Source organism: uncultured Mailhella sp. (assembly GCF_963931295.1).
Lineage (GTDB): Bacteria > Desulfobacterota > Desulfovibrionia > Desulfovibrionales > Desulfovibrionaceae > Mailhella.
Genome location: NZ_OZ007001.1, coordinates 147,383 through 170,729 on the forward strand (window position 1 = coordinate 147,383; position 23,347 = coordinate 170,729).

Here is a 23,347-nt window from a genome sequence, read left to right on the forward strand (position 1 = left end):
TCCTCTGACGTTGCTGGAAATCCGCTCAGGACGCCATAGCCGCTTGTCAGTCCGCAAGGCCCAGCAGCGCCTTGACGGCCTCTTCGCGAAAACCTACCACGCTGCGGCCGTCCGGCACCACCAGCGTGGGGAACGAGCCGCGGGGATTGTGCGAACGGAGCGTGGTCATGATTTCCTTTCTGGCCGGATCTTCAAAGTCGTCCACATAGATGAGCTTGTGCTCAATGCCCCGCTGATCGAGAAAATCCTTGAGGCGAACGCAGTGACGGCAGGTATGCAGGGTGTACATCACCGGCATGCCGCAGCTGCACGGATCCACGCCGCAGCGGTAATCCTCCTCCTTGCCGCGGGGAACCCCCGTGGCCGACAAGGGGCGAACCTTTTCCGTCGATTTCTTCTTCTCCTTGCCGAAGAAGACCAGCAGACAGATGCCTATGAGAACACACGCCACGATGAGGGGCAACGCGCCTGAACCCGAAACAGCTTCCACGTAACGCTCCTGAACTCGACCCGCGGCCGCGGACCGGCTGACCGCACCTTCCGGGGCGGCAACATACAAAAAAAGCCGGCGCGAAACCGGCTCTCCGCAATGGGCGGCTATTCAAAACGACTGACGCGGGTGATGACGACCATGTCCAGAGGCACGGCCTCGTGCTCGCCCTGCGGCTTCACCTTGAGCTTGGCAATCTTGTCCACGACGTCCATGCCGTCTTCCACGCGACCGAACACGCAGTAGCCGAATCCTTCGGGAGTGTCGTCCCTGTGATCGAGCTCCTCGTTGTCCACCACGTTGATGAAGAACTGCGCCGTGGCGGAATGCGGTTCCGAAGTGCGGGCCATGGCCAGCGTGCCGCGCTTGTTGGAAAGGCCGTTGCCCGCTTCGTTGACCACGGGTTCGTGGGTGGGCTTTTCGTCCATGCGCACGCCGAGTCCGCCGCCCTGAATCATGAAATCCTTGATGACGCGGTGGAAAATGGTGTTGTTGTAGAACTCTTCGTCCACATAGCGCAGAAAGTTCGCCACGGTGGCGGGAGCCTTGTCTTCAAAAAGTTCCAGCAGAATGTCGCCGGAGGAAGTTTCCATAAGAACAAGAGGATTGCTCATTGTCGTCTCCATAGAGGTAATTTTTTCTTTTGTGACGCAAAAAAGGGGAAAAGGCAAGGCAAACGGCCTAGAGGGGGCTTTCCATGAAGGCGCGCACCTCCTGCGCGCTGCCGCAGTGGCGCAGCGCCTGCATGAGCCGCACGGTCAGGGTTTCCACGGTCTTGTCGCCTCCGGAAATCGCTCCGAGCCTCGCCGCCAGCACTCCGATGGGATACCGGGAAAGATCCACGCCGTCGAACACGCACTGCGAGGCGCACACGATGACCACGCCCCTTTCCACGGCGCGGCGTATGGCAGGCAGAAAGCTGCCCCGGCGATCGTTGGGCACGCCGCCCGCGCCGAAACCCTCGATGATGACGCCCCGATAGCCCGCGTCCACAAGCATGTCCAGAAGTCCGGGAGACGTGCCCGGCACGAGCTTGAGCACGCAGACCATGCGCTCAAGGCCGAGCACAAGCTCCAGGGGCTCCCGCGGCAGGGGGCGGCGCTCCTTCCACTGCACGCCCTGCGGCGTAATGCGCGCAAGCGGCGCGTTCACGCTGGCGTAGGCCGCAAAGCTCTCGGTGTGCATCTTCTTTGCCCTTCCGCCGTCGATGACCGCGCCGTGAAACACCACGAACACGCCGGGCTCGCCCTCGCAGGCCACGAAAAAGGCGTCCTTCAGATTGCGCGGGCCGTCGGAACCTTCCGCCTCCAGCGGAAGCTGCGCCCCCGTGATGATGACGGGCTTCGACAAATGCCTCAGCATCTGATGCAGCGCCGCCGCCGTGTAGGCCAGCGTGTCCGTGCCGTGCGTGATGACGAAACCGTCGTACTTGTCGTAGTTGTCGGCCACGGCGCGGGCCATGGTTTCCCAGTCTTCGGGCTGGAGGTTGCTGCTGTCGAGATTCATGAGCTCGCGCACGTCCGCCCGGCAGGGCAGATCCCTGCCGAGATGTCGCAGCATGGCTTCGCCGGAAAGACGCGGCACCAGCCCGTCTTCCGAAGGCTCACAGGCTATGGTGCCGCCCGTGGCCAGCATGAGAATGTTCTTCATCCGTTATCCTCTTCCAGAGGCATGAGTTCGCTTGCGCCGTCCGTCGCTTCTCTGAGCGCCTCGCGGCAGGGTTCCACAAGATCTTCGGGCATCTCCAGGGTAAAGAGTCCACGCGCGCCGAAGTCCTCCTCCACCACGCGCGCCTGAAAGCGCGGCAGCAGCCGGTAAAACCGGTCCGCGTGGGCGTAGTCCACTTCCACCATCGCCTGCGCGAGCACCTTTTTTTCCGTCACCGGCAAAAGCAAAAGCGCCTGCTTCACGCCGTTCTGATACGCGCGCGTCAGGCCGCCCGTGCCCAGCTTGATCCCCCCGAAATAGCGCGTGGTCACGGCCGCAAGCTCGCCTACGCCCCCGTACAGAAGCTGCGCAAGCATGGGACGGCCCGCCGTGCCGTGGGGTTCGCCGTCGTCGCTCTGCCCCACCTGCGCCGTGTCGCCCGGACGCCCCGCGGCGTAGGCCCAGCAGTGATGCCTCGCGTCGGGAAACTCCCGGCGCACGCTCTCCACAAAGCTGAGCGCGCGCTCCCGGCTGTCGGCCCGCGCAAGCGTGGTAATGAAGCGGCTGCGCTTGATCTCCTCTTCAAAGCGCACGCAACATGCTTCTTTTCCGCCCGGACGCGTCAAAAGCGCCGCGTCGAACAGCGGCAGATCGGGGACCTTGTAGGAGACTGCCATAAAAAACCTTTATTATCATATGGTTATAAAAAAAGACAAAAAAATAACCGCCGCCTTGCAAGAAAACACTTTACAAAGGCGGAACTCTGTCCTAAATAAGAATTGTTCCTACTAAGGAACAACACAGCAAAACAAACAAAGCAACGTCAACGTTTTTTCGCACAAGGAGTCGTTATGAGCAAGACCTATGAAAACCTGATGGAAGCGTTCGCCGGCGAATCTCAGGCCAACCGCAAGTACCTCGCCTTTGCCGCCCAGGCCGAAAAGGAAGGCTGCAAGCAGGCCGCCAAGCTGTTCCGCGCCGCCGCCGAAGCCGAAACCATCCATGCGCTTGCCCATTTCCGCAACGCCAAGGAAGTGAAGAGCACCGCCGAAAACCTTCAGGCCGCCATTGCCGGCGAAACCCATGAATGCGTGAACATGTATCCCGGCATGATCCTCGACGCCAGAAATGAAGAGGAAATGGCCGTGGCCAAGTACCTCGACATGGTCTGCAAGGTGGAAGGCGTTCACGCCGAACTCTACAAGGACGTGTCCAAGGATCCCACCACCGAGGCCGAAGACTACTACATCTGCCCCGTGTGCGGCTTCATCAGCAAGGGCAAGTTTGAAGGCAAGTGCCCCGTGTGCGGCGCTTCCGGCGACAAGTTCTACACCGTGAAGTAACTCTGCCTCACAGAGTCATTCTCAGGCCGTCGGCATTCCGGCGGCCTTTTTTTGCGCCCGGCTCCGGCGGATCGGCGTCGGACGCAGGGTATCCGACGAAGCGCCCCCCTTGAAATGCTCGAAGCATCCTTCCCCCCGGGCGGAACGGGGCGTTCGGGGCCGCCTCGACGGGGCGCCAGCCTCCCAGGCGAGCGGGACATCCGTCACTCTTCCCGGCATGCGGATGGTCTTGCGTTCTGCGCCCCTCACGAAACAAAATTTCCCCGACGCTCCCCGGTCGGAGCCGGCTTGCCCTTTCGCGTGCTCCGCGATGAAGCAACCCGGACAGAGCAGCATGTGCCTGGCGATGTTGTTTTTTACCGTGCGCCCCGCCCGCCGGAAAGAGGAACTTTTCGTCGCGCGCAGGTCGGAGCCGAAGCGAAATTTCCCCGTTGCGGCAAGACCTTTTTCCCCGCGCTATCCTGCTTCGGAAAGTTTTTTTCTCCGTCGCCGGGCAGCCGCCCCTGAACATTGTCCATTTCTCTCCCTGCGCGGCGACAAAAAAACGCCGTCGCGCGCCTCACTCTTCCGCCCCATCCCCCGATTTTTTGCACGATCCGTTCCCGCGCGCCGTCCTTTTTGCCGCCCCTTCCGCCGAACCCGCTCCTTTTTCATTTACAAACACCCCGGATAGGCATAACAATCGACGTTTACGACTTTCCGAGGCGGTCATGGACAACGACATTCTCATCATCGGCGCGGCCTGGTTCATCGGCGCGTTCATCAACGGACTCACCGGCATGGGCGGCGCGCTCATCGCTCTGCCGCTCATATCCCTGTTTGCGTCCTCCAAGGATGCCATCGTCGTCAGTATGATCTCCGGCTTTCTCGTCGGACTCATGAGCCTTCTGCTCTACTGGCGCTACATCAATATTAAAGAAGTGCTCGGCTTCTGGCTCGCGGCCCTGCCCGGCATCTTCCTCGGCGTGTGGACGCTCAAAATCGTCAACATCGCCTGGCTGGAACTTCTTCTCTGCATCCTGCTCGTCATGCACATTACCGTGCAGCTCATTCAGGACTGGCTCGGAACCTGCATGGCTCCCAGAGCCGTCATGAAATACGTCTGCGGCATCGGCGCAGGCTTCTTCAGCGGCTCGCTCGGCGTCAACGGCCCCGTCATGGCCATCTACGCCTCTCTCATGTGCCTGGAAAAAAACAGAGCCCGCGGCTTTTTCACCAGCGCCACCATCGCTTCGTTCGTGAGCCTTTCCGTGCTCGTCGGCAACGGTCTCGTCACGGACCACGTCATTCACACCGTCTCCTGGGTGGCTCCCGCCGCCGTTACTGGTTTCCTCTGCGCCTGGCCCTTTGCCAGACGCATCAGGCAGAGCACCTTTCACAACGCCCTGCTCATTCTGCTCGGCGTGGCCGCCGTCTCCCTGTTCTTTCAACTCCTGCCCTATTTCTCCAGCTGAGATCTTTGCGCGCGTACGCCGGATCCTCCGGCCGCTCAATGACGTCTCCTTTCCTGCATTCGGCTCATTCACTCCCTAAATCCATGTGAGACTTCCATGGTCAGCGATCTGTTCATCATCGGCGCAGCGTGGTTCATCGGCGCATTCATCAACGGTCTCACGGGCATGGGCGGCACGCTCATCGCCCTGCCGCTCATCACGATATTCATTTCATCCAAAAGCATCATTCTCATCAGCTTCATCGCCAGCATCATGGTCGGCCTGATGACTCTGCTGCTCTACTGGCGCTACATCGACGTCAAGGACGTGCTCGGTTTCTGGATTCCCGCCCTGCCGGGCATCGTCATCGGCGTATGGACGCTCAAAATCGTGGATGTCGAGCTTCTGGAACTTCTGCTGTGCATCATCATCGTGCTGCACATCACCGTGCAGCTCATTCAGGACTGGCTCGGCACATGCATGGCCCCAAGAGCCGCCATGAAATACATCTGCGGCTTCATTGCGGGATTCTTTGGCGGCTCCATCGGCATCAACGGTCCCATCATGGCCATGTACGCCTCGCTCATGTGTCTGGACAAAAACAAGGCCCGCGGCTTTTTCACCTCGTCCACCGTGGCTTCGCTCGTCAGTCTCGGCATCGTCATCAGCAACGGACTCATCACCGAAGACATCGTCCGCGCCTCGTCCTGGGTGGCTCCGGCCGCCGTGCTCGGCTTTCTGTGCGCCTGTCCGCTCGCCAAACGCATCCGGCAGGAAACCTTCCACAACGCTCTGCTCATTCTGCTCGGCGTGGCCGCCGTCTCGCTGTTCATGCGCGTGCTGCCCTACCTCACGCGCTGACGCTCCGCAACGGCAGTGCCGCTTCTCCCGCCCATCCCTCCATGACGCAACGGGGCGCAGCCTGCCGCAACGGCAAACTGCGCCCTTTTTTTTGCTGATCCGCTTCGGCTCTCCGTAGGCATCGCCCGAGAATCGCCCGCTCTTCCGGTCTTCTGCCGCCGGGCTTTCCCCGGTCGCTCCCGCGCTTCGGACGCAGTGCCCCCGGATTTCCCCCCCTGCATCCTGCCGCCGCGCCGTTTCCGCTCGTTCCCCGTCGCTCTCTGATCGTTCTTCAGTCGTTCCCTGGTCACGCCCCGCCCGTTTATCGCTCCCCTGTCCGTTCATCGGCCTCGCCTGCCTGTTCACCGGCGTCGTTCATTGAACATGCGCCGTCCGCTCCCCGGCCGGAGCCTCGCGCACGCCCGGCTTCCGGCAGCTCGACGCGGACGAAAAAGCCCGCGCTCTGCCGGAAGCAAAAGCGCGGGCCTGCGATTCATTCCCTGCGGAACTCTCTGCAACTAATCCTTGCGGTAGTGGCAACCCAGACTCTGCTTGTTGCGCAGTGCGGCCTGGGTAATGAGGTAGGCCGTCTGGCAGCCGTGGAACAGATGCACCAGCGACTGCGTGAGCGGAGTATGCTTGTAGAAGTCGTGCAGGTGGCTGGACAGATCGCGCAGATCGGCAAAAGCGCGGCGCAGCCTGCTTTCGGTGCGAATGATGCCCACATAGTTCCACATGATGTGGCGTATGGTGGCCCAGTCCTGTGCGATGAGCGCGGGATCGTCGTTGTGCTCGTTGCCGGGATGCTTCCAGTCGGCGATTTCGGCAAAGATACCCGTGTCGAAATGCTCGGAATCCAGACGCGCGGCGATGTCGTTGCCGGCGGAAATGCCCCAGAGCAGGGCTTCCAGCAGCGAAGTGCTGGCCAGGCGGTTGGCGCCGTGAATGCCAGTGCAGCTGCATTCGCCCACGGCGTAGAGTCTGTCGAGCGTTGTTCTGCCGCGCAGATCCACCAGAATGCCGCCGCAGAAGTAATGCGCCACGGGCACGATGGGCAGGGGCTGCGTGCGCATGTCTATGCCGATTTTCTGGCAGCTCTCGAACACCGTGGGGAAGCGGCGGGTTACGTCGCAGTCGAGGGTGGAGCAGTCGAGCAGCATATGATTCTCACCGGTGGCCAGCATTTCGCTCACGATGGCCTGAGAAACCACGTCGCGGGGCGCGAGATCGCCGCGGGGATCGTAGCGGCTCACGAAGCGCTCGCCGTTGCTGTTCACCACGTGCGCGCCCTCGCCGCGCAGGGCCTCGGTAAGCAGGGGAATCTGCTGCGCGTGATTGAACAGACCCGTGGGATGGAACTGCATGAATTCCATGTTGGCCAGACGCACGCCCGCGCGGTGCGCCATGCTGATGCCCGAACCCGTGGCCCACGGATTGTTCGTGGAATACAGATACACCTGTCCCACGCCGCCCGTGGCGAGCACGGTGTTTTCGGCGAGATGAAGTTCCACTTCCTGCGTGGCCTCGTTGAAGGCGTAGGCGCCGAGGCAGCGGTTGGTGAGCTGATAGTGGCAGGCCGTGGAGCAGGCGTGATGTTCGGTGGTCACGAGGTCCACGGCGGAGCGGCCGCCGAGCACGGTGATGTTCGGATGAGCGGCCACGGCGGCGTGAATGTGCTCGATGATGCTGCGGCCCGTGTAGTCCGCGCAGTGGGCGATGCGGGGCACGGCGTGCCCGCCTTCGAGGGTCATGTCCCACTTGCCGGAGGCGTTGCGGTCGAAGGGCACGTGGAGCTTGTCGATGAGCATGCTCTGCACGGCCTCGCCGCCGTGTTCGGCGAGAAAGCGCACGGCTTCGTCGTAGTTGTAGTCGTGACCGGCCACGAACATGTCGTGCTCAAGGGATTTCTGATCTTCCGGATCGGTGGAGAACACGATGCCGCCCTGAGCCATGATGGAATTGCCGCCGTCCAGCTCCTCGGTAGGCATGAGGAGATGCACGTCGAATCCCTTGTCGGCCATGGTGAGCGCGGCCGCGCACCCGGCGAGGCCCGAGCCTATGACAAGTACCTGAGAACGATAACGTAATGCATTCATATAGCGACGCCTGAACTGCGGCAGAACCCGCAGCAGCGATTGGATACGGAACCGTATCCGTTGGAGGGTCGTGCGTCCGACCGGAACGTCGATCTGCGGCGCGGCCGCAGGCCCCCTTTCATGCCCGGGGCGCAACGGATTCCGCCGGACCAAAAGCCCCGGAACACGTCGCGCCCTTTGCCGCAAACCGGACTAGCGGCAGACCTCAAGCATGCGTACCAGTGACTCGCGGGCCGGAGCCTTGAGGGCTTCGTCCACAAAAACTTCGCCCCTGCCTTCGTCCAGCCCTTCCAGGGTGGCCAGCAGTCTTTCGGCGGTCACCTTTTCCATATCGGCGCAGGTGGCCTGTGCGAGAGGTATGATGTTGATGCGGTCGGCGTATTTTTCCATGAGTCGGCGCACCAGATGGAATTCCGTGCCGATGCACAGGGCGGATTCCTTTCCTTCGGCGGCGGCCTTTTCGGCTTCCTTGATGAGGTAGGCGGTGGAACCTGCGCCGTCGCAGCGCTCCACCACTTCGGGAGAGCATTCGGGATGCACGAGCACGCGGCAGCCCGGGAAGTGACTGTGGAAGGCATCCACCATGTCGGGCTTCATGAGCGATTCGTGAATGGGGCAGCAGCCGGGCCAGAGCAGCAGCCGGGCCGAGCGGGCCTCATCGCTGTCGAGGTTGTCGCGGGAAAGATCGAGCAGGCACTGCTCTTTTGCGGGAATGCCGAGCGTGCGCGCGGTGTTGCGGCCGAGGTTGCGGTCGGGCAGAAAGAGCACGGCGTCGCCCTGTCTGAGGGCCCATTCCAGCATGACCTTCGCGTTGGAAGAGGTGCACACCGCACCGCCGAAGCGTCCCACCACGGCCTTCACCGCCAGCGAGGAATTCACGTACGCCAGCGGAACCACGCGTCTGCCGGAAGCCGTCAGTCTTTCGAGGGCGCGTTCCACGTCTTCGGCGCGGGCCATGCGGGCCATGGCGCAGTCGGCCTCGTGATCGGGCAGGAACACGCGCTGCCCGGGCCGGGCCAGCAGACAGGCGGATTCCGCCATGAAGTACACCCCGCAGAACACGATGTTGCGGGCTTCGATGTCGGGAATGCGGCGGGCCAGCTCCAGCGAGTCGCCCACGATGTCCACGTGACGGACCACCTCGTCGGACTGATAATGGTGTCCGAGAATGACGAGATCGTCGCCGAAACGCTTCCTGAGCTCTTCGATGCGGGAATCGGTCGAGCCCGGAACGTATGCCTTGTTATCCATAAAAACCTCATGACCGTGTTCCGGAGCGATTCCGGCACGGTGCAGAATCAGCGGTTGCCGCGCTCCATCTTCATGCTGAAGTCAGCCGAAGGCGCGGAATGGGTGATGCGGCCCACGGAAATGAAATCCGCCGGGCGCTCGCGGCAGGAGAGCGCCAGTTCCCGAATGGTGTCCAGCGTTACGCCGCCGCTTATCTCGGCCTCAATGTCGCGCGGAATCAGGGGAAGCACTTCGGCAAGCTGCTGCGGCCCCATGTTGTCGAGCAGAATGCGCTCCGGGCGGCAGGCCACCGCTTCGCGCACTTCGGCCTCGTTGCGGCACTCCACCTCGATGGGCGGACAGGGATTGTAGCGGTTGCGCAGCGCTTCCACGGCTCCCGTGATGGAGCCTGCCGCGTCGATGTGATTGTCCTTGATCATCAGCATGTCGGCAAGGTTCATGCGATGGTTGCAGCCTCCCGCCATGCGGACCGCGTATTTTTCCAGATACCGGTGTCCGGGCAGGGTTTTGCGCGTGTCGAGCAGGCGCACGCCCGTGCCTTCGAGCTTTTCCACGTAGGCGCGGGTGAGATCGGCCACGCCGGAAAGATGCGTCATCAGGTTGAGGATCACGCGCTCGGCCTTGAGCAGCTGAATGGTGTTGCCGTGCAGGCGCGCCACCACGGTGCCGTTTTCCACGAGACTGCCTTCCTCGACCTCGGCGCTCCACGACGCGGGATCCATGCCGATGACGGAAAGCACCAGACTGATGAGCGGCAATCCCACCACAAGAGTGCGCTGCTTGGCCACGATGTAGGCCCGCGCCTCTTCTTCCGGCGGAAAGATGCCGAGACTCGTCAGATCGGGACCGTCTTCCTCAAGCGCCAGACAGATGAGATCGGCGGCAAAGGCGCAGGCCGTCTCGGAAAGCGCCGCCGCGGTGTCGGCGGGAATGACGAAGGGAGGATCCACATGAAGCGCAGCAAAGCCCTGTCCGCTCATATTGGAGCTTGCTCCTGCGGCCCGGGCATGATATTCAATAGCGTCTTTGGACATGTCCGCCTCTTTATTTCTTCCTCTGCGGGACTGTGTCCCGAAGGAGAGTTTCTCCACAAAATGGTGTGAAGTAACAGGCTAGGCGACCTCTCTCGATTCGTCAAGTGTGTTTGGGGAGAATACAGGATATGAGTAAAAAAACACAATCACAAGCAGAAAACGAACGTCTCTCCCCCATTGTTCCGGTCTCCACTCCCCCGCAATCTTCCGAAAGCGCATCCTCTGCCATGAAAACCGACGCATCGAGCGTCGAACATGCGACGCCCGACGCCCCTGCATCCGAAACGCGTCCCGCGACCAATGCTCCGGCAGCCCCGCAGGCCGGGGGCGACGCGTCTTGCGCACAGGCCGAAGATTCCCGAACTGTTGCCGCAGAGAACGCGGCTTCCGGCTCCGACGAGGCCGACAAGAACGCCGAGTCAGCCACGCCTGCGGAAGCCGCCGACGCCCGGGCAAAAGCCCCTTCCTCCGACGCGGCTTCAAGCTTCTCTGCCGCTCCGGCCGCTCCTGCGCCTGACGTTTCTCCGACCGCCGCACCCGCCCCCCACGCCTCGCCGCTTCAGAGCGATGCGAAGCCCGCCGAATCCGCAGACATTTCCGCTGCCGAGGCGCAAAGTGCCACTCCCGCCGCATCCGCCCCGGCCGGCGACGCCGCAAACAGGGCGTCTGAATCGTCCGAAGACGAGGAAGACCTCTCGCAATACGAAACCAGCGCGAAGGAAGCCGGTCTCGAAGCCTGCGGAAGCGACATCGACAGCGACGACTTCGTGCATCCCGCCGACCGCGCGGAACACCTGGAACAGCTGCCCCTGAACAAGCAGCTTTGCGTGCTCACGCACCTTTCCACCGAGGAGGCGGCCGAAGCGCTCGCCGAACTCGACGAGGAAGTGGCCGGCGACGTTCTGGAAAACATGGACGCCGACGACGCGGCCCGGCTCATTGCGGAAATGGATCCCGACGACGCCGTGGACATTCTCGACGAGGTGGAAGAAGGGCACCGCGACATACTGCTGAGCAACCTGCCCGCCGACGACGCCGAAGAGCTGCGCATGCTGCTGAGCTTCGACCCCGACACCGCGGCGGGCGTGATGAACACGGACATCATCATGGTGTCGTCGAGCTCCACGGTGGATGAGGCCATCATGCTCATCCGCAGCGAGCTGGAAGAAAAAGAAATGCCCTACTACGTGTACGTGGTGGACAGTCAGGAAACGCTTGAAGGCGTGATTTCCCTGCGCGATCTCATGCTGGCGCGGCCCGGCACGCTGCTCACGAACATGGTGAACAAGCAGGACGTCATTTCCGTGCAGTACGACACCGACAAGGCGGAAGTGGCGCGTCTGCTCGGTCACTACAACTTTCTGTGCCTGCCCGTGGTGGACCGGGAGGAACACCTCATGGGCGTGGTCACGCACGACGACGTGCTCGACATCATTCAGGACGAGGCGAGTTCCGACATGCTGGGCATGGTGGGCGCCGGTCAGGACGAAAACGTGGATACGCCCTGGACGCGTTCGGTGCGCATCCGCCTGCCGTGGCTCGTCATCAACATGTGCACGTCGTCGCTGTCGGCGTTCATCGTGTCGCTGTTCGAGGGTTCCATCGCGCAGATGGCCCTGCTCGCCGTGCTCATGCCCATGGTGGCCAATCAGGCGGGCAACACGGGGCAGCAGGCGCTTGCCGTCATGATCCGCCAGCTCGCCACGGAAAGTTTCGACGCCCGCCGTTCCTGGGGCGCGGTGTTCCGCGAGAGCAAAATCGGCCTCGGCACAGGCATCTTCATGGCGCTGCTGGCCTATGTGGGCGTCATGTTTCTGAGTCACAACAGCATGCTTGCCACGGTCATGGGCATTGCGCTTCTGCTCGACATGCTGCTCGGAGCCATTGCGGGCGGCGCCATTCCGCTCATTCTGCGCGCCCTCGGCCGCGATCCGGCGCAGGCGTCCAGCATTTTCCTCACCGCCCTTACCGACTCCGGCGGCTTCTTCATCTTCCTCGGACTGGCCACGACGTTTCTTTTGTAGTCCCGGGTTCCGAGCCTGAAACAGAACCGGTCTTTCTTGCGAAGGCCGGTTTTGTTTTGTGAAAAGGCCCGCGAAGCGCCCGCAAAAAATAAAAAGAACAAGCCCGGACGCCCGCCGGACAACGCAAGCCCGCCCGTCGGAAGAACTGTTCCGCCCGCACTGGCGGCAAGCCGCAGCAGACTCCGAGCTCTGCCACGGTGTCATTCTCGCCGCCCTTCCCCAGCGCGTAAAACGCCGCGCCAATCCCCCGGTCGCCTCGGCAGGCTCCCCAGCCCCGGGTGTCCCGACCGCTCTCCCCGATTGCTTTGCCCAGGCCCCGCTCTCCGCCGCCCCGGCAAAAACGCCGCGAGCTCCGGCCCTGCGGACAACCACGTGACGCAGCATCGTTCCTTCGGCCTCGCGCCAGTTGTCTGCACAGCTTCGCCGGAACGAAACAACGCTCCCCCGCGCATTCAGGCGTCGCCTCGCCCGCATCCCACGCAGCGCCCTCCGGCATGATGCCGCCACCGCTCTCCCGGCCGCAGGCGACGACTGCGCAATCCTGGCGACCTCAAAACCGGACTCCCATGCCTCGGGACCATGCCGCCTCGCCCCGTCCCGCACCCGGCATGAGGGGGCCCGGTCATCGCTCCCGCACATCCTTTTCTCTCACGCCCCGATCATCTCTCGCAGGCGGGTTCGGATCATGACAAGATATTCGGGCATGGCGGCCAGCACGGGCGGCGAAAGCTCCATGCTCCAGTTTCCCCATTCAAGAGGCTCCATGCCCGCCACGCGAAGCTCGGGTTTCCTGCCTCGGAGCGCGGCAAGGTCGAGGGCGTCCAGAAGGTCGCCTTCGTGCAGACTCAGGCTGCTGCCGCGCATCCGCGCAAAACGCTCCTCGGAAAGCCAGTAGAGACTTCCGGGCTCGCCGCCCGCAGACACGGCGTCCAGAGCGACCACGCGCTCGTAGCCCTCCAGCAGGGAAAAGCAGTCCGACAGCGAGGTGCCGAGCTCCAGCAGTTCCGCCCCCTCGACGCCTTCTTCCGCCAGACGCCGCAGCGCATAAACGCCGAGGCCGTCGTCCCCCTTCAGAATATTTCCCATGCCGATCACCAGAATGCCCATGCTCGCTCCTTTTTCGCGCATGATGCTCCGCCGTGCCGACACGCGCCATGATAACCTCCCTTCCGACGTGCGCTCCGCCCCGCCCGCCGAAAAAAAAACGGAAACCATTTCCCCGGCGTCTTTGCTCAGTCACGCGGCGCAAGACCCGCCTTTCAGTTTTTTGACGCCCCACATCCGGCGCAGGCAAGGCCGCCGCACGATCTTTTCTCACGCTCCGCCGTGTTTTCGCCCGCTGCCAGGCATCAAAGGGAAGCCCCCGCATCCAACAATCGTTCGCCGCCCGGCTCTTCCCCCGGTTCCGCGTTCTCCAGCGCGCCGCCCTCTGCTGAATCTCCGGCCCGGCTCCCGGGTCAGAGCTATGCCCTGCCCCTTCCGTCGCCCTTCGCATTGTCCCGGCTCGACACGCACTTCGCCCCGGCTCGGCTCAGCTCCCCTGCCGACTTCGTCGCCGCGGCAGCCCTTCCTCCGGCCCTCGTTCTCCGCCCCGCCCGCCGACAAAAAAAGCGCCGCTCCGGCATCGGAAAACTCCGATCAGGAACGGCGCTCCCTGTTGACGGTAACGCTCCGCTAGTAGAAGAATCTCTCCCCTTCCCGCGTGATCTCGATGTCCTGCGAGATGGGATCGATGATGCGGCAGTAGCCGTAGTTCAGCCATTCATCCAGCGTGTTGAGCAGATCCTCGCGGGAAAAGCCCTCGCGCTCGGACTGTTCCAGAATCCTCGGGAAAAATCCCGGGGGCAGCGGCCTCGGCGCGGAATGCACGGCTTTTTTCAGCCAGTCCCGCGTTTGCTCCGGCGTGGCGGGAACGCGCTTTCTGCGGGGCATGACTACTTGTCGCCCTCGTCGAGCCAGCGCTTGATGTTCTCAAGCTGACGGGCCACGGACTGCGGTCCCGTGCCGCCGGGAACATTGCGACGCGCCACCGCGGTGTCGTAGTCGAGCGCGGTGTAGACGTCTTCGCCGATGAGATCGCTCAGCGAACGGAACTGATCGAGCGTGAGATTTTCCAGGCCCACGCCGAGTTCTTCGGCCATGGCCACCGCGCGGCCGGAAACGTGATGCGCTTCACGGAAGGGCATGCCCCTGGTCACGAGGTAGTCGGCAAGTTCGGTGGCGTTCAAGAAGCCCGCGGAGAGGGCCTTGCGCATGCGCTCGGGATGGAACGTGATGCCTTCCAGCATGTCGGCCATGAGGGAGAGCGAATGACGCACGGTCTTGTCGGTGTCGATGAAGGGAATCTTGTCTTCCTGCAGATCGCGGTTGTACGTGAGCGGAATGCCCTTCATGATGGTCATGAGATTGAAAAGATTGCCGTACACGCGGCCGGTCTTGCCGCGCATGATTTCCGCCACGTCGGGATTCTTCTTCTGGGGCATGATGGAAGAACCCGTGGAATGCTTGTCGGAAAGCGTGATGTAGCCGAAAAGCGGATTCGCCCACCAGATGATTTCCTCGCAGAAGCGGGAAAGGTGCGCCATGCACACGCTGCCACAGAACAGGGCTTCGAGGGCGAAGTCGCGGTCGGCCACGGCGTCCATGCTGTTGTCGAAGATGCCGTACATGCCGAGCTCGTCGGCCACCATGGCGGGATTGAGCGGATACGTGGTTCCGGCCAGCGCGGCCGCGCCGAGCGGACTTACGCGCACGCGGCGTTCGCAGTCGGCCATGCGTTCGGCGTCGCGCTTGAGCATCCAGGCGTAGGCCAGAAGATGCTGGGCCAGACTCACGGGCTGAGCGGGCTGCATGTGGGTGCATCCGGGCAGCAGCACGGCGCGGTTTTCTTCGGCGCGGCGCACGAACATGCGGATGAGCGCCCGGGTGAGACGCATCCATTCGCGCATCTTGTCGGACACGAAAAGGCGGAAGTCGAGACACACCTGATCGTTGCGGCTGCGGCCGGTATGCAGCTTCTTGCCCACTTCGCCCACGATCTGGGTCAGGCGGGTTTCGATGTTCATGTGCACGTCTTCGAGTTCCTGCTTCCAGGGGAAGGAGCCTTCCTCGATTTCGCGCTTCACCTGATCCAGGCCCCCGATGAGCGTTGCGGCCTCTTCGCGGGTGATGACGCCCTGCTCGCCCAGCATGTGGGCATGGGCTTTGGAACCGGCGATATCCTGCGCGTAGAGCGCGCTGTCGAACGAAATGGATTCCGTGTAGGCTTCCACGGCAAGGCTGGTGCTTTCTTTGAAGCGGCCGCCCCAAGGCTTGTCGGACATGGTAACTCCAGAATGGTTAACGCCGCAGTCGCGGCTTGGGATACGCGAGGCCTCCCGCAGCGCGGGAAAACGCGCAAACGCCGCAGGACGCGGCGCTTTTGGAAACATCGCCCTTCTGCGCCCGCGCCGCGCGCAAAGGCGCAGGTTCGGGCAGGACTCCGACGTCGGGCGACGCGTCGGACGAAACACGAAGAACTCCGGCAACACGCGCGGCTGATGCAAAGCGCGAGCTTTCGCCGCAAGGCGGCAGCCCCGGTGCGGACTCTTTTCGGCGCGCCTTCTCTGCTCTCTGAAAGAGAGCGCGAAGCAGGCACAGGGGCCCTCGCGCAGGCTTCCACCCCGAAGCTCGAAACCTGCGTCGAAAACCGGCCCGCCGGGAAGCTTCTGCGGGGAACGACACGTTGCGCCGGCCTGGCGCGCCCGCGCGAGATTCGCCTTACGTCATCGTTTCCCCTTCCCGCAGATGAGTCACAGTGCGAACGGGGAGCGCGGAAGCCGGACGGGCCGCCGGATCTTCGGAAAAAGGCCGGAGGAACATCCCCCGGCCCGTGTCATGCTACTTGAGGAAGCGGCTCACGCGGTCGGCATAGCCGCGGATGCGCAGGCCCTGCAGACGGATGAAGCCGGCGGCGTCCTTGTGATCGTAGGTGGCGCACTCCTCGAAGGTGGCGAGGTCCTGGCAGTAGAGGCTGTGGGGAGAATAACGACCCACGGGCCAGGCGGTGCCCTTGTAGAGCTTGAGGCGCACTTCGCCGGTCACGCCGCGCTGCATCTGATCGATGAGGGCCTGCATGGCTTCGCGTTCGGGCGAGAACCAGAAGCCGTTGTACACGGCGGCGGCGTAGCGGGGAATGATGGTTTCGCGGGTGGCGAGTGCTTCGCGGTCGAGGCAGATGCCTTCAAGGTCCTGATGGGCCACGTGCAGCACGGTGCCGCCGGGGGTTTCATACACGCCGCGGCTCTTCATGCCCACGAAGCGGTTTTCCACCATGTCGAGGCGGCCGATGCCGTGCTTGCCCGCGATCTTGTTCAGGGTCATGATCATCTCGCGGGGGGTGAGGCGTTCGCCGTTCAGGGTGACGGCGTCGCCCTTCTCAAAGCCGATGGTGATGTATTCCGGTTCGTTGGGAGCCTGCTCCACGGGCACGGCCATCACATAGCTGTTCGGGCCGGGTTCTTCCCACGGATCTTCGAGTTCGCTGCCTTCAAAGGAGCAGTGCAGCATGTTGCGGTCCATGCTGTAGTGCTTGTTGGAAGCGTTCACCGGAATGCCGTGCTTTTCGGCAAAGGCGGTGAGGGCGGTGCGGCTCATGAGATCCCATTCGCGCCAGGGGGCGATCACCTGCAGGTCGGGAGCGAGGGCGTTGATGGAGAGCTCGAAGCGCACCTGATCGTTGCCCTTGCCGGTGGCGCCGTGGGCGATGGCGAAGGCGCCTTCCTTGCGGGCGATTTCCACGAGGCGCTTGGAAATGAGCGGACGGGCGATGGAGGTGCCCATGAGGTAGCGGCCTTCATAGGTGGCGCCGGAACGAAGCATGGGATAGATGTAGTCGCTTGCGAACTCGTCGCGCAGATCCTCGATGTAGGCCTTGGTGGCGCCGGTCTTGAGGGCCTTGGGTTCCACGCCGTCAAGATCGTCTTCCTGACCGAGGTCGGCGGTGACGGTGATGACTTCATAGCCGCGCTCGACGATGAGCCACTTCAGGATGACGGAGGTGTCGAGACCGCCGGAGTACGCAAGAATAACTTTATTGTTCTTAGCCATGGCAAAACCTCACGGGCGCTCGCGCCCATGTTTTGACGGTTAACCCGCCTGAGCGGAAAATCATGCCGGAAACCCGGCTTTCTGGCGTTCAGAAACCATGTTCCCTGCGGGCAGGAAGCATGGAAAAAAGACCCGCGCCGCGCGCAGCCGAACGCGGGAGAAACCTTCTTGTAGAAAGATTCTCACGCTTTGTAAAGTCCCGGAACGGGGCGCGTCAAAGCCGCTTTTGGGGCGGCGGATCCGCGCGGGGCCGGGCCGTTCTGCGGCGAGCAGGAAAAAAGGACGGCGAAGGACGGCGCCGGACGAACTGCGGACCGGAGCAACCCGGGAACGGTCCGGCATCGACGCCGGAAAAGGCCCCGGACGTGCGGAGCCTGTGTCGCCGTTCCCTCGATGGCTCCGATGCCGCGAGGCCGCGGAAATCCGCCGCCGAATCTCCCCGGCGCGCCCTTGCGCCCAGTGCAGACGTTGAACGCCCTCCCCCGGGCCCCGCCGCAACGCACGGCGAAAGGCTCCCGAGCGCGCGGGACAAAAAGTCCGGCCGGATCCCTCCTCCTGCAACGGAATCCGGCCGGGCGTCATCCGTGAAGACGACGCAAATGCGGACTACTTGAGCACGCCGACTTCCTTGTAGTACTTCGCCGCGCCGGGATGCAGCGGAATACCGGCAAGGTCGGTCACCGCGCCCTCAAGGGAAATGTCCTTCATCACGGAATGGGATTTCTTCACGATGTCCTGATTTTCCCAGAAGCACTTGGTGAGATCATAGATCACGTCGTCGGGAATCGAGGCGTCGGTGATGAGCACCATCTTGACGGCCGTGGTCTGCACGGGCTGATCCTGATCGGGATACGTGCCCGCGGGAATCTGGAACCGGGCGTACCAGGGGTAATCCTTGGAGAGGTTGGCGAAGGTGGCGTCGTCGATGTTCACGAGGCGGCCGTCGGCGGTGGCGCACATTTCGGAGACGCCGGCGTTGGGCAGACCGGCCATGATCCAGGTGCCATCGAGCTGCTTGTTGCGCATGAGGTCGCCGGCTTCAGCGGGGCCGACGTACTGGGCCTTGATGTCGCCGGGATACTTGAGGCCGGCGGCGGCGAAGTGGACCTGCGTTTCGCCGATGGTGGTGCCGCCCGCCACGCCGGGAGCGAAGACCTTGCCCTTGAAGTCCTGAAGCCTGGACACATTGCTGTCGGCGCGGGCGATGACCTGATTGGGATTGTAGTAGAGACCGGCAATGATGCGCACGTCGGGGTAGGCGTGCCCCTTGAACTTGTCGAGGCCCTTCATGGCCTGATAGGTGATGCTGGTGATGGCGAAGGAGACCTGGGCATCCTTCATGCTGAGCAGCTGAAGGTTCTGCACGCCGCCCTTGGAGGACTGCACGCTGGCCTTCACGTAGGGCAGCCTGGTGCTCCACAGATTGCCGAGGGCCGCGCCTATGGGATAGAGCGTGCTGGTGGTGGCGGCGGTGGGAATGCTGATGGTCACGGGCGCGCGGTCGGCGGCCCGGGCTTCCACGGTTCCGAAGACCATGGAAACGGCGGCCAGCAGGGAAAGAAGGACTTTACCGTACATAATCACTCCTGAACCTGTTGAAGTTGTCCTCCTTCCGCCGGGGAAGAAGGGATGAATGCTTTTCAGTCCGCCTGCGCGGGCGGAACGGCGTCTGCGCGGGGGCGGGACGAGGAACGCCTGTTGAGGGCGGCGGCCGCAAGAATGACGGCGATGCCGATGGCGTCGGTGGAGAGGCCGGGATCGATGGTGAGCACTGCGCCTGCGATGAACATGAGGCTCTGGAGCAGGGAACAGGGGCCGAAGAGCCAGCGTTCGAGGCCCACGGCGAGGGCGCAGACGCCGAAGCTTGCGGTGATGAAGGCCCACACGGTGGCGAGTCCGGGATTGGAGGAGCTGTAGAGCAGCAGCGGATTGTTGAGGAAGAAGAACGGCAGGATGAAGCCGGAGAGTCCCAGCCGCACGGCGATGAGGGAGGTTTTGGTTTCGTTGGAGTTGGCGATGCCTGCGGCCACGTAGGACGACATGGCCACCGGCGGCGTGATGTTGGAGAGGCAGGCGTAGAAGAGGCAGAACATGTGGGCGGACATGGGCTGCACGCCGACGCCGGTAAGCACGGGCACGGCCACGGCCGCAACGATGACGTAGGCCGCAACGCCGGGCACGCCCATGCCGAGGATGGTGCTCATGACCATGACGAACACGCCGCCGAGATAGAGCTGCCCTTCTCCCACGTACTTGAGCACCTGAAAGCCGAAGGTGAGACCGAGGCCGGTGAGGGACACGGAACCGATGATGATGCCGATGATGACGCACGAGACGCCCACGCCCACGGCGCCCTTTGCGCCTTCTTCGAGGGCCTGCAGAATGCGCTTCGGGCCCATGCGGGTTTCCCTGGAGAACCAGGAGGCGACCACGGTGGCCGCAATGGCCATGGCGGCGGCAAAGAGCGGCGTGTAGCCCATGAACATGACGACCATGAGCACCACGAGAGGAATGATGAGGTGGCCGCGCTTTTTGATGACCACGAGGGCGTCGGGGATGTATTCCTTGGAAAGGCCCTTGAGGCCCAGCTTTCTGGCCTCGAAGTGAACGGCCATGATGAGGGCGAGATAATAGAGGAAGGCGGGAATGGCCGCGGCGAGCATGACCTTGGTGTAGCTCACGCCGAGAAATTCCGCCATGATGAAGCCCACCGCGCCCATGATGGGGGGCGCAAACTGGCCGCCGGTGCTGGCCACGGCCTCCACGGCTCCGGCGAATTCGGCCTTGTAGCCGGTCTTCTTCATCAGCGGAATGGTGATGGCGCCGGTGGTGGCCACGTTGGCGAGGGCGCTGCCGTTGATCATGCCCATGAGGGCGCTTGCGATGACCGAGACCTTGGCCGGGCCGCCGGCGGTGCGTCCGACTAGGGTGAGGGCCAGGTCGTTGATGAATTCGCTGAATCCGCTGATGCGCAGAAACGCGCCGAAGAGCACGAAGAGGAACACGTAGGTGGCCGACACGCCGACGCCCACGCCGAGCAGACCCTGACTGCCCCAGAACATGTGATCCATGACGCGCGTGAGGGAGAAGCCCACGTGGCCGAACGCGCCGGGCAGATACTTGCCGAGGAAGGTGTAGGCCAGAAACACGAGGGCGAGCGCGGCGAGGTTGGGCACCACGCGGCGGGCGCATTCAAAGGCCACGAGCACGCCTATGCCCGCCACCACGTAGTCCTGCGTGGTGAACCAGCCGCCGCCCATGGCGATGGCGTCATAATGAAGGATGAGATAGCCGAAGGCGTACAGGCTCGCGCACACGCACACGAGATCCCACAGCGTAGGCAGCGCTCTGGTTCTCTTTTCGCGGCGCAGCGCCGGATACATGAACGAGGCGAGCACCAGCAGAAAGATGATGTGGAACGCGCGCAGCTTCATGGCGTCCATGGTGGCGAACACGGACGCATAAAGCTGAAACAGCGAGAACGCCACGCAAATGACCGCCACCACTTTTCCGAACGCGCCGCGGAACTGCCGCGTTCTGGATTCGCTGTCCTTTTCCTCCACCAGCGCCTGCGCCCTGGCCTGTTCCTCCGCGCTTGCGACGACGTCTCCTGCGTCCGTCGTCACCACGGAGCTCTGATCCAAACTTTTGTCCATCAGCATATCACCCGGGGAAATGTTTAGCACGCGCCGCCCGGCATCGCGGACAGCGCGCCCTTGTTGTCTAACGACCGCGAGGGCGCGCTGTCAAGCAATGTCGGCGCGAAAAGACGCGCGGCGCAAGGTCTGCCGCCGTTTTTTTTGAAGACGCAACTTTTTTTCGGAAGAGGCAACAACAAAAAAGCCCCCGGCATGAACATGCAGGGGGCTGATTCGTCACTGGTGGGTCACCGGAGACTCGAACTCCGAACCAATTGATTAAGAGTCAACTGCTCTACCAATTGAGCTAGTGACCCAGTGCTCTTAGCGCAGAAAGAGTCATAGACCCAAGGGCATCCTTCGTCAAGAAAAATTTTGCCTTTTTCTGCAAAAAAGTTTAGCTTGCCTCCCATGAAAAGGCTGTTGCGAATGTTTTCCGTGGTGTGGCTGATTGCGGCCCTGCTTCCCCTGCTCTCTGCCGGAGGCTCTGCCCTTGCGGCCGTCGAACCGCCCTACCGCTTTCTGACCGAATGGGCCAAGCTCTCCGCCGTGGACGGCAGACAGCTCTCCCCTCCTCTGGATAAGAACACGTCCATGGCCGTGCTGTGGCTTCTGCCCTCCCAGGGCTACCACACCTACGCCCACGAAGCCGGAGACGAAGGCATTCCCCTCACCGTGACGGTGCTTGCCGACGGCGAACCGCTTTCCGAGGGCAAGGTGCAGATTCACTACACTGCGGGCACGGAAGTTTCGCTGCCGGACGGCGGCAAAAGCCGTCAGCTCTTCAACGCCGCGCCGGTGTTTCTCGTGTTCCGGGAAAGCGAACCGCGCGCCGTCACGCTGGACATTTCCCTGCTCGCCTGTTCCGATCAGCACTGCCAGCCCGTGCACACGCGCATTCTTCTGCCCACCGCGCCGCCGGAACTGGCCAACGCGGCGCAGCAGTCGTGGTTTGAAACATTTCTTGCGAGCAAGGCCTGCTGCGGAGAAAATTCCGTGCCGCCCGAAGTGCCCGCCGTGGCCGAGCCGCCGGAAAACAACGCCTCCCTGAGGCACGCCAACCTTCTGCCCGACGCTCCCACTTCGGTGTTCAAGCGCCGTTCCGAGCGCATTCTTGCGCCCGCGGTCACGGCTCCCGCCGCCGTGCCCGTGCCCGGAGCCCGGGCCGCCGCGCAGGGCTACGACTTTGCGCCCCAGCACCTTGAAGGCAGCTTCCAGATCGACGGCTGGTTCCGCGCCGTGGGCCTGGGCCTGCTCGCCGGACTCATTCTGAACTTCATGCCCTGCGTGCTTCCCGTGCTCACCATGAAGTTTTCCATTCTGCTCGACGCGGAAGAGGACTTTGAAAAAAGACGACGCAGCATCCGCGAGCACACGCTGTTCTTCGCCGCGGGCATTGTGACGTGGTTCGCCATTCTGGCGCTGCTTTCGGGCGTGACCGGCATGTTGTGGGGGCAGCTCTTCCAGAGCAGCGAAGTCATTTTCCTCATGCTGCTCATCGTGTTCAGCATGGGCCTTTCCATGTTCGACGTGTTTCATCTGCCGGTGCTCGATCTGCAGAGTCATCACAGTTCTTCGCCGCGCATGCAGGCCTTCAGCACCGGCATGTTCACCACGCTGCTTGCCACGCCGTGCAGCGGACCTCTGCTCGGCGGCGTGCTGGCCTGGGGCATCACCAAGCCTCTGCCCGTGCTCATGACCATCTTTGCGGCCACGGGCGTGGGCATGGCCGCGCCCTACGTGGTGCTGGCCTGCTACCCGCGGCTCATCCGTTTTCTTCCGCGGCCCGGCGCGTGGTTCAGCGTGCTTGAGCGCGTGCTCGGCTTCCTGCTCATGGGCACGGCCATCTATCTGTTCTCGCTGCTGCCCCCGTCATTGCACGTCAAAACGCTCATCACCCTGCTCGTGGCCGCCACCACGGCCTGGATCTGGGGCCGATGGGGCAGTCTACGCGGCTCCGTCACCCGGCGCATGTTCCTGGGGGCCTTCGCCTTCGGCGCCATTCTGCTTTCCGGCTTCTGGGCCTTCCTGCCCGCACAGAAGGAAATCGTGCCCTGGGTGGAATTCTCGGAAGAGGACTTCCGCGCCAGTCTGGGCAAAAAAGCCATGATCGTGGAATTTACGGCCGACTGGTGTCCGACCTGCAAGGTGCTGGAACGCACCACGCTTGCCGCGCCCAATCTGCTGCCCATTCTGGATCAGTACTCGCTCACCGCCGTCAAGGTGGACATGACCTTCAAGAACAACGCGCATCAGGAGCTGCTCAAGGCGCTCAACAGCGCCAGCATTCCCATGCTGGCCGTGTTCCCGGAAGGGGAAGGCGCCTCCCGGCCCGTAGTTCTGCGCGACATCTACACCACCACCGATCTGCACCTCGCCCTGCGGCAGGCCAAGATTCCGCACAAGCGCATGGTGGAAATGCTCAACCCCGTGAAACTCCTTACCGAACCCAGGGAATAGGCG

General features: G+C 62.9%; 18 protein-coding genes and 1 tRNA gene. 5 read left to right on the plus strand and 14 right to left on the minus strand.

Features of this window, described 5'->3' with window-relative positions:
• Window positions 1-46: 46 nt before the first annotated feature.
• From ABGT79_RS00705 to ABGT79_RS00720, 4 genes are all read right to left on the minus strand, one after another.
• Window positions 47-490 carry a glutaredoxin family protein gene (locus ABGT79_RS00705; protein WP_346664548.1) on the minus strand — a complete coding sequence of 148 codons (444 nt, stop codon included), beginning with the start codon at window positions 488-490 and terminating at the stop codon, window positions 47-49.
• A 107-nt stretch (window positions 491-597) separates the two neighbouring features.
• Window positions 598-1,104, minus strand: coding sequence for a peptidylprolyl isomerase (locus tag ABGT79_RS00710; protein WP_346664549.1), 507 nt, complete (start codon window positions 1,102-1,104; stop codon window positions 598-600).
• Window positions 1,105-1,171: 67 nt separating this feature from the next.
• Window positions 1,172-2,140: an asparaginase gene (locus ABGT79_RS00715; RefSeq protein ID WP_346664550.1), complete on the minus strand. Its 969-nt coding sequence runs from the start codon at window positions 2,138-2,140 to the stop codon at window positions 1,172-1,174.
• Entirely contained in the window at window positions 2,137-2,814 is a 678-nt protein-coding gene (locus ABGT79_RS00720) for a YigZ family protein (RefSeq protein ID WP_346664551.1), read from the minus strand. The genes ABGT79_RS00715 and ABGT79_RS00720 overlap by 4 nt, the downstream gene beginning before the upstream one ends.
• 174 nt (window positions 2,815-2,988) lie before the next feature.
• Between ABGT79_RS00720 and ABGT79_RS00725 the strand changes: the two genes are divergently transcribed.
• The 3 genes from ABGT79_RS00725 (at window position 2,989) to ABGT79_RS00735 (ending at window position 5,774) form a co-directional block, all read left to right on the plus strand.
• Entirely contained in the window at window positions 2,989-3,480 is a 492-nt protein-coding gene (locus ABGT79_RS00725; RefSeq protein WP_346664552.1) for a rubrerythrin family protein, read from the plus strand.
• 710 nt (window positions 3,481-4,190) lie between these two features.
• Window positions 4,191-4,934, plus strand: a complete 744-nt coding sequence (locus tag ABGT79_RS00730) for a sulfite exporter TauE/SafE family protein (RefSeq protein WP_346664553.1) — start codon at window positions 4,191-4,193, stop codon at window positions 4,932-4,934.
• Window positions 4,935-5,030: 96 nt separating this feature from the next.
• Window positions 5,031-5,774: a sulfite exporter TauE/SafE family protein gene (locus ABGT79_RS00735; protein WP_346664554.1), complete on the plus strand. Its 744-nt coding sequence runs from the start codon at window positions 5,031-5,033 to the stop codon at window positions 5,772-5,774.
• 497 nt (window positions 5,775-6,271) lie between these two features.
• Here the strand turns inward: ABGT79_RS00735 and nadB are convergent, their stop codons facing one another.
• The 3 genes from nadB to nadC form a co-directional block, all read right to left on the minus strand.
• Window positions 6,272-7,849: an L-aspartate oxidase gene (nadB, locus tag ABGT79_RS00740; RefSeq protein WP_346664555.1), complete on the minus strand. Its 1,578-nt coding sequence runs from the start codon at window positions 7,847-7,849 to the stop codon at window positions 6,272-6,274.
• Window positions 7,850-8,041: 192 nt separating this feature from the next.
• Window positions 8,042-9,100 carry a quinolinate synthase NadA gene (gene nadA / locus ABGT79_RS00745; protein ID WP_346664556.1) on the minus strand — a complete coding sequence of 353 codons (1,059 nt, stop codon included), beginning with the start codon at window positions 9,098-9,100 and terminating at the stop codon, window positions 8,042-8,044.
• Between the two features lie 47 nt (window positions 9,101-9,147).
• Window positions 9,148-10,134, minus strand: a complete 987-nt coding sequence (gene nadC, locus ABGT79_RS00750) for a carboxylating nicotinate-nucleotide diphosphorylase (RefSeq protein ID WP_346664557.1) — start codon at window positions 10,132-10,134, stop codon at window positions 9,148-9,150.
• A gap of 593 nt (window positions 10,135-10,727) precedes the next feature.
• Here nadC and mgtE point away from each other — a divergent pair.
• Window positions 10,728-12,158 carry a magnesium transporter gene (gene mgtE / locus ABGT79_RS00755; protein WP_346666639.1) on the plus strand — a complete coding sequence of 477 codons (1,431 nt, stop codon included), beginning with the start codon at window positions 10,728-10,730 and terminating at the stop codon, window positions 12,156-12,158.
• Window positions 12,159-12,806: 648 nt separating this feature from the next.
• Here mgtE and ABGT79_RS00760 read toward each other — a convergent pair.
• The 7 genes from ABGT79_RS00760 to ABGT79_RS00790 form a co-directional block, all read right to left on the minus strand.
• Window positions 12,807-13,265 (minus strand): hydrogenase maturation protease, encoded by a 459-nt coding sequence (locus tag ABGT79_RS00760; protein ID WP_346664558.1) that lies wholly within the window; start codon window positions 13,263-13,265, stop codon window positions 12,807-12,809.
• Window positions 13,266-13,832: 567 nt separating this feature from the next.
• Window positions 13,833-14,090, minus strand: coding sequence for a hypothetical protein (locus tag ABGT79_RS00765; protein WP_346664559.1), 258 nt, complete (start codon window positions 14,088-14,090; stop codon window positions 13,833-13,835).
• Window positions 14,091-14,092: 2 nt separating this feature from the next.
• Entirely contained in the window at window positions 14,093-15,481 is a 1,389-nt protein-coding gene (argH, locus tag ABGT79_RS00770; RefSeq protein ID WP_346664560.1) for an argininosuccinate lyase, read from the minus strand.
• A 556-nt stretch (window positions 15,482-16,037) separates the two neighbouring features.
• Window positions 16,038-17,246 carry an argininosuccinate synthase gene (locus ABGT79_RS00775; protein ID WP_294486471.1) on the minus strand — a complete coding sequence of 403 codons (1,209 nt, stop codon included), beginning with the start codon at window positions 17,244-17,246 and terminating at the stop codon, window positions 16,038-16,040.
• A gap of 606 nt (window positions 17,247-17,852) precedes the next feature.
• Window positions 17,853-18,824 (minus strand): TAXI family TRAP transporter solute-binding subunit, encoded by a 972-nt coding sequence (locus ABGT79_RS00780; RefSeq protein ID WP_346664561.1) that lies wholly within the window; start codon window positions 18,822-18,824, stop codon window positions 17,853-17,855.
• A 62-nt stretch (window positions 18,825-18,886) separates the two neighbouring features.
• The gene (locus tag ABGT79_RS00785) at window positions 18,887-20,902 is read right to left on the minus strand and encodes a TRAP transporter fused permease subunit (protein ID WP_346664562.1); all 2,016 of its coding nucleotides are present in this window, start codon (window positions 20,900-20,902) and stop codon (window positions 18,887-18,889) included.
• A gap of 223 nt (window positions 20,903-21,125) precedes the next feature.
• Window positions 21,126-21,201: transfer RNA gene (locus ABGT79_RS00790), tRNA-Lys, on the minus strand.
• A 94-nt stretch (window positions 21,202-21,295) separates the two neighbouring features.
• Here ABGT79_RS00790 and ABGT79_RS00795 point away from each other — a divergent pair.
• Complete coding sequence (locus ABGT79_RS00795) at window positions 21,296-23,344, plus strand: cytochrome c biogenesis protein CcdA (protein ID WP_346664563.1); 2,049 nt, start codon at window positions 21,296-21,298, stop codon at window positions 23,342-23,344.
• Window positions 23,345-23,347: the final 3 nt, after the last annotated feature.